This window comes from Brevundimonas sp., assembly GCF_031082345.1.
Classification (GTDB): Bacteria; Pseudomonadota; Alphaproteobacteria; order Caulobacterales; family Caulobacteraceae; genus Brevundimonas.
On sequence record NZ_JAVHLH010000152.1, the window covers coordinates 1 to 7,008 of the forward strand.

A 7,008-nucleotide genomic window follows, 5' to 3' on the forward strand; every position below is an offset into this window, starting at 1 on the left:
GGGTGACGGGAGCGACGGTCATGCCTTGGTTTCCCAGAACGCGTCCTCGAACTCGGGACCGTAGATGTCGATCAATTGTTTGGTGTCGAGGCCCGTGGCGGGTCCGTCGTAGACCACCTGCCCAGCCTTCAGGGCGATGACGCGGTCGCAATAGCGGATGGCGTAGTCGACCTGGTGCAGGGTGACTATGACGCCGAGGCCGTCGCGCTGGTTCAGCTCGACCAGCAGCTCCATGACCTTGCGGGCCGAGACCGGGTCCAGCGAGGCCACCGGCTCGTCGGCGAGGATGGCCCGGGCGCCCTGGACCAGGGCGCGGGCGATGGCGCCGCGCTGCTGCTGGCCGCCGGACAGGGTGTTGGCGCGCTGGGCGGCGTAGTCCGAAACGCCGACGCGGTGCAGGGCCGCCATGGCCTTGTGCTTGTCCTCGGTCGGCCACAGGCCGAAGAAACCCTTCCACTCGGGCAGCCGGCCCAGAGCGCCCAGCATGACGTTGGAGAACAGCGACAGACGGCCGACCAGATTGAACTGCTGGAAGATCATGCCCAGCTTCTGGCGGGCGGCGCGGGTCGCCCCGGTGGTGCGGCCGTTCTTCTGCACCACCTCGCCGAAGACGGTGATCGTCCCCTTGCCGGAATCGATGGTCTGCAGGCCGGTGATCGAGCGCAGCAGGGTCGATTTGCCCGAGCCGGACGGGCCGATCAGGGCGACCATCTCGCCGGCTCCAACCTCGACGGACACGCCGTTCAGGGCCTTGCGGGCGCCGAATGTCTTGGACACGTCCCGGACGGACGCGACGGCGGCGGCGGATACGGTCATGGACAGACTGTCGGCGGTTGCAGGGGCGCGCCGCATGGCCCGAACGGGCCCATGGGGCAAGCCTTAATGGCACGCCCGCGACGATTTCGTCCAGCGTGACGGCGCGGGATCCGCACGGCGACTACTGCGGCGCGCGGACCTCGACCTCCATTCCCAGGGCCTCCAGCTGGGGCCGGACCACGGAGGCGTCGCCGACCACGACCCAGATCATGCCGGCCGGGTTCAGCACCCGGCGGGCCTCGGCGTCCATCTGCGCGGCGGTCATGGATTCATACCGGGGCGCCAGCGTTTCCCAGTAGTCATCGGGCCGATCGTACAGGGCGTTGGTGCGCAGGGCGTTGAGCACATTGGCGGAACTCTCGAAGCTGCCCGGAAGCTGGCGGACATTGCCGTTGACGGTTCGCTCCCGCTCGGCGTCGGTCACGCCCCGGTCGGACAGGAAGGCGCGGTACTGATCGATCAGGACGGCGATCGACTCGCCGGTGCGGTCGGACTGGACCGGCGCATTGACGATGTAGGGGGTCTGGCGCTCCAGCGGATTGACCCGGCCGCCGAGGCCGTAGGACCAGCCCCGGGTCTCGCGGATGTCCTGGTTGATCCGCGACAGGAAGCCGGCGCCGATGACCTCGTTGGCGGCGTTCAGGGTGACCAGGTCGTCGCGGCCCGTCACCGGCAGCACCAGCCCGCCCATGATCAGCGACTGGGGCGACTGCGGCCGGTCGATCAGGACGATGCGGGGGCGCGGGGCCGGGATGGGCGCGTCGAAGGCCTTGGTTCCCTTCGCGACGGCGGGCGGCGCCCAGGCGCCGAAACGGGCCTCAAGCAGCGGCGTCAGTTCGGCCAGCGGCCTGTCCGAAACGATGAACAGCTGGGCGTTGTCAGGACGGATCCAGCGCTGGTGGAAGCCGGTCAGGTCCTCGCGATCGAGAGCCTGCACCGCCTCGGCGGCGCCGAGGCCGGACCAGGCGCGGCCATAGGGATGGTCGGGGCCGTAGAGCACCACCGGCAGGGCCCGCGCGCCCATGCCGTTGGGCGAGCTCTTCTCCTGGGCGATCGACGCCAGCTGCTGGTTGCGGCGGCGTTCGATGTCGGCGGGGCGGAAGGCCGGATTGCGGATCACGTCGGCCAGCAGGTCCAGCGACGGCTCCAGGTTGGCGCTGACGGCGGTCAGGCCGACGGTGGTGCGGTCCACATTGGCGAAGGCGCCGATATTGGCGCCCAGCCGCTCCTCCTCCTCGGCGATCTTGACGGCGGTCTTGCTGGTCGTGCCCTCGGTCAGGAGGTCGAGCATCATCCGCTGCGTACCGGGCGCGTCAGCCGGATCGGCGGCGACGCCGGCGTCGAACTCCACCGCCACCCGGGTGACCGGCACGGTGGTCGAGCGGGCGTAGATCACCTCCATGCCGTTCGACAGGCGGGCGCGCTCGACGTCGGGAAAGTCCAGCGCCTTCATCGGCCCGACCGGCGGCATGGGTTCGCGCGGGGTGACGGGCAGCGGCTGGGCGGGGGCCGGGGCCGGCCGCGTGTCGGCCGCCTCGGCATAGGCTTCGCGCTCGCCGGGATCGACGCGCGTGGCCAGCACCGGGCGGGTCAGCCAGCGGTCCATGACGGCCTTGACCGAGGCGGGGGTGACGGCGCCGAGATCGGCCAGTTCCTTGCGGTAGAAGCCGGGATCGCCGGCGTAGAGTTCGCCCTCGGCCAGCACCACGGCCTTGCCGCCGAAGCCGCCGACGGGCTCCAGCGCCTGAATCTGCCCGGAGAGGGTGCTGGTCACCGTACGGGCGATCTCGTCCGCGGTCGGACCCGAGGCGATATAGTCGGCGATCAGCTGGTCGAGGCGGGCCGACACGGCGTCGGCGTCCTGACCGGGCTTCACATCGACCGTCACGGTGAACATGCCGACGCGGTGGAAGGGCTGGTAGCCGGTCGTGACGGCGGTCGCGGTCTCGTCGCCGCGCACCAGGGCGTTGTCCAGCCGCGAACTGGCCAGGCCGCCCAGCACCGAGGCCGCGACCTGCAGGTCGGCGGCCTCGTCGGCCAGCAGGCCGGGGACGACCCAGTTGCGGTACAGGCGGGTGTTGGGGACGCGGTCGTGCATCAGCCTGTCGATGCGGGCCGGCAGGGTGGGGATGTCGGCCTGGGCCGGCTCGTTCACGGCGCCGCGGGGGATGTGGCCGAAATACTGCTGGACCTTCCGGCGGGCCGTGGCCGCGTCGATGTCGCCGGCCAGCACCAGCACGGCGTTGTTCGGGCCGTAGTTGTCGCGGTGCCACTGGCGCAGGTCTTCCAGACTGGCGGCGTCAAGGTCGGCCATCGAGCCTATGGTGGAGTGGCGGTAGGGGTGGCCCGGCGGGAAGAGGGCCTCCAGCTGGGCGTAGTAGACAAGGCCATAGGGCTGGTTGTCGCCCTGGCGCTTCTCGTTCTGGACCACGCCGCGCTGGTTATCGAGCCGTTCCTGGTTGAGCGCGCCGAGCAGGTAGCCCATCCGGTCGCTCTCCATATAGAGCGCCTGGTCCAGGGCCGAGGTCGGCACGGTCTGGAAGAAGTTGGTGCGGTCGAACCAGGTGGTGCCGTTCCAGTCCGTCGCGCCGAGGGCCCGCAGCGGCTCCATCAGGCCGCCTGGCAGGTTCTCGGTCGGATTGAACAGGCCGATGTGCTCGAACAGGTGAGCGAAGCCGGTCTGGCCCTCGGGCTCGTCCTTGGCCCCGACGTTGTACCAGGCGGCGACCGCCACCACCGGGGCCTTGCGGTCGGTGTGGACGACGACGCGCAGGCCGTTGTCGAGGGTGAAGGCCTCGAACGGAATATCGACGCTGCGGGCCAGCTCGGAGGCCGGGACCGGCTGGCTGGTCTGGGACAGGACCGGCGGCGCGGCCGCCGCGAGAGCCAGGGCGAGAACGGCGGCGAAGGCGGTACGGCGCATGACAAGTCCCCCAATCAGCGGCGGCCTGACACTACGCGGACCCGAACCGGGTGCAAGTTACGGCTGCGTCACGAAAAAACCGCTTTACATGACAGGCCGATACCCCCATATCGCCCGCTCCGGCGGACCCCGTGGTCTAACCGTTAAGCGCTGCTAACGCCGGTCTGGGTTTCACAATTTGCAGGGGGTTACGTGAATTGCGCACGTACCAGTTTCCCCTGGACCTGGTCCGTGAGCGGTCCCCTGAGCGTCCCGTCGCCCTCGTGCGGCCGCGTTCGGTTTCCGTAGCGGCGCGCTGGTTCCAGGACAATCTAAAGGCTGACGTCTTCTATGCGGTGAAGGCCAACCCCTCGCGCTGGGTCATCGAGACCCTGATCGAGGCCGGCGTCACCGCCTTCGACGTCGCATCGCTCTCCGAGGTCGAACTGGTGCGTTCGGTCAGCGCCGACGCGCGCCTGGCCTTCATGCACCCGGTCAAGAGCCGCGGCGCCATCACCCGCGCCTATTTCGAATTCGGCGTCCGCACCTTCTCGCTCGACAGCCATGACGAGCTGCAGAAGATCATCGACGCCACCGGCGACGCGCCCGACCTGAATCTGGTCGTGCGCATGGCGGTTTCGGCCGACGGCGCGGCCTATTCCCTGTCGGGCAAGTTCGGCGTCTCGCCGGACCAGGCCCCGTCGCTGCTGCTGGCCACCCGCCAGGCGGTGAAGGATGGTCTGATGGGCGTGTCGTTCCACGTCGGTTCGCAGTGCATGCGCCCGTCCGCCTATGAGGCCGCCATGGCCCAGGTCGGCCGCGCCATCACCCGCGCCGGCGTGATCGTCGACATCGTCGACGTCGGCGGCGGCTTCCCCTCGGTCTATCCGGGCATGGTCCCGCCGGACATGCAGGAATACGCCGACGCCATCCACCGCGGCTTCGCCGAGATGCCGGTCACCCACACCACCGAACTGTGGTGCGAGCCCGGTCGCGCCCTGGTCGCCGAGTCCTCCTCGGTGCTGTGCCGGGTCGACCTGCGCAAGGGCGACGCCCTGTATCTGAACGACGGCTCGTACGGGTCGCTGTTCGACGCCACCCACTCGCGCTGGCCCTTCCCGTCCAAGCTGGTCCGGGACGGAGCGAGCTCGGCCGATCTGAAGCCGTTCCGCTTCTACGGCCCGACCTGCGACAGCATCGACCACATGCCGGGCCCGTTCTGGCTGCCGGCCGATGTGCAGGAAGGCGACTTCATCGAAATCGGCATGCTGGGCGCCTATGGCGTGGCCATGTCGACCGGCTTCAACGGCTATGGCGAGCATGACCTCGCCGCGGTCGAGGACGCCCCGATGGCCTCGCTGTACGGCCTCGCGCCCCGCTCCATCCCGACCGTGCGCACCACGGCGGAAGAGCAGGCCCGCAAGGTCGTTCGTCTGAGCCGTCCCAAGGGCAAGGCCGGTCAGCGCCGGAAGAACCGCCGCTAGCGCCTGGCGCGCTTTCCGAACTCGGCGTCGAAGCGGGCGCGGTCGGCCTTGTGCAGGCTTTCACGCGCGCGTTGGGCGGTTTCGACCGCCAGACGGCGGGCAGCGCCGGACACGGCGGAGTCGCAGGCCGCCAGCGAGCGCAGGCCCTTCTGCACCCGGACGGCCACCGTCAGATCGCCCATGCCGTAGCGGACCAGCGGCCCGAAAACGTCCTGGACCAGATCCTCGGGATCGAGAACAGGCCGGATCACCCGGTCGTTCTCGCGATTGACGTCGGCTTCCTCCGGAGCGCGCCGTCCCCAGTTGTCGAGCAGGCGCACGGCCACGCCGGCCACCTCGGCCGCCGTGCCGGGGTCGTTGACCCCCGGCGACAGGGCGCGCGCGGCGATCTCGCCCAGAACGATCAGACCGAAACGCGGGTCCTGGTCGAAGGTCCGCGATCGCGCGATCGAGAAGGCGGACCGCAGGCTTTCCCGCGTCTGCTCGTCCGACGCCGCGAAACTGACCCGGCCGAGCGCTTCGCCGCGCCGACGGAAGCTGCCGACCGGCGCCAGGATTTCGACGTGGCCGCCCTTGTCCCCGGCGAGGCGTTGCAGGCTGGGCAGGTCGATGTTCTGGACGTAGCCGGTCGCCGGCGCGTTGAATTCCTCTCCGGGAACCGGCGGACCGGCCGGCGCCGGCGGGTGGGTCTTCAGCCATTCCGCGGTACGTTCTTCGACCAGTTCGATCATGTGGCCGAGGCGGGCCAGGTTCGACAGTCGGTTGATCCAGGCGAGCAGGCGAAAGGCCACCAGGCTCACCACGGCGAGACTGGTCAGATAGAGGACCGCACGCCCCTCGGCGCCATAGTAGCGGGCATGAATGGCGGTGACGGCCACCACCGCATAGAGGAAGGCCCCCACGAAGGTGGCCAGCGCCTTCTGGGTCGACTCGTCGGAGGTGACGAGAGTCGCCACGCGCGGCGAGGCGGCCTGCGACACGGCCGTGTAGGCGCTGACCCAGGCCCCGAGGGAAAAGGTCGCCACCGCCAGCAGGCTAGAGGCGAGGATGGTCAGGATGGCCTCGACCGATTCCCCGCCCAGCCGGTCGGCCACCTCCTTCGGCACCAAGGGGGCGGCCAGGGCGGCGATCAAGGCGGCCGCGACGCCGAAGGCGGCGTACAGACCGGCCCGGAACCAGATCTGCGTTCTCAGCACCCGCCAGTAGTATCGCCAGCGATTCATGAGTCCCCCTTGAGAACAGAAACGGCCCCGCCGGCGTTCCTGTTCCGGCAGGGCGGCGGCGAGCGCGTTCCCTGCTTGAATCTCGCCGCTTTCACCCCCTATTAGGCGCCTCCCGGCGGTCGCTCCGTCCCGACCGGGTCCTTGAGGATCGACGGGCGCTCACACCAAAGGGAAACCCTTGCTATGAACGCTCCCGTTCAGTCGAACCAGAAAGCCCAGCTGCTTCAGAATACCGTCGAGCACGTGGACATCACGTCCTTCGACGCCCGTCCGATCATCGACAGCATGCGCAAGATGTCGTTCTCGAGCCGCGACACGGCCCGGGCCGCCGACATCTTCAATATGGCCATCGAGGACAAGGACTGCTCGCCGTGGCTGATCCTGGCCGGCTCGACCTCGGCCGGCGGCTGCATGCACGTGTACCGCGACATGGTGAAGTTCGGCATGATCGACGCCGTCGTCGCCACCGGCGCCTCGATCGTCGACATGGATTTCTTCGAGGCCCTCGGCTTCAAACACTACCAGGCCGCCGGCGAGGTGGACGACAACGTCCTGCGCGACAACTACATCGACCGGATCTACG

At 69.3% G+C, this 7,008-nt stretch carries 5 protein-coding genes; 2 read left to right on the forward strand and 3 right to left on the reverse strand.

The window, feature by feature from the left end; all coding sequences use genetic code 11:
* Positions 1 to 18 precede the first annotated feature (18 nt).
* Together phnC and RDU12_RS10375 are read right to left on the reverse strand one after the other, a co-directional pair.
* A complete protein-coding gene (gene phnC, locus RDU12_RS10370; RefSeq protein WP_300290223.1) occupies positions 19 to 816 on the reverse strand; it encodes a phosphonate ABC transporter ATP-binding protein in 798 nt (265 codons plus the stop codon).
* 121 nt (positions 817 to 937) lie between these two features.
* On the reverse strand, positions 938 to 3,739 hold the full coding sequence (locus RDU12_RS10375) for a pitrilysin family protein (protein ID WP_308684574.1): 2,802 nt from the start codon (positions 3,737 to 3,739) through the stop codon (positions 938 to 940).
* Between the two features lie 197 nt (positions 3,740 to 3,936).
* Between RDU12_RS10375 and RDU12_RS10380 the strand changes: the two genes are divergently transcribed.
* Positions 3,937 to 5,202, forward strand: coding sequence for a type III PLP-dependent enzyme (locus tag RDU12_RS10380; RefSeq protein ID WP_300291061.1), 1,266 nt, complete (start codon positions 3,937 to 3,939; stop codon positions 5,200 to 5,202).
* Here the strand turns inward: RDU12_RS10380 and RDU12_RS10385 are convergent.
* Entirely contained in the window at positions 5,199 to 6,425 is a 1,227-nt protein-coding gene (locus RDU12_RS10385) for a DUF2254 domain-containing protein (RefSeq protein ID WP_300291063.1), read from the reverse strand. The genes RDU12_RS10380 and RDU12_RS10385 overlap by 4 nt on opposite strands.
* A gap of 183 nt (positions 6,426 to 6,608) precedes the next feature.
* Here RDU12_RS10385 and RDU12_RS10390 point away from each other — a divergent pair.
* Positions 6,609 to 7,008, forward strand: a 400-nt coding sequence (locus RDU12_RS10390) for a deoxyhypusine synthase family protein (protein WP_308684575.1), incomplete at its 3' end; no start/stop codon positions are given.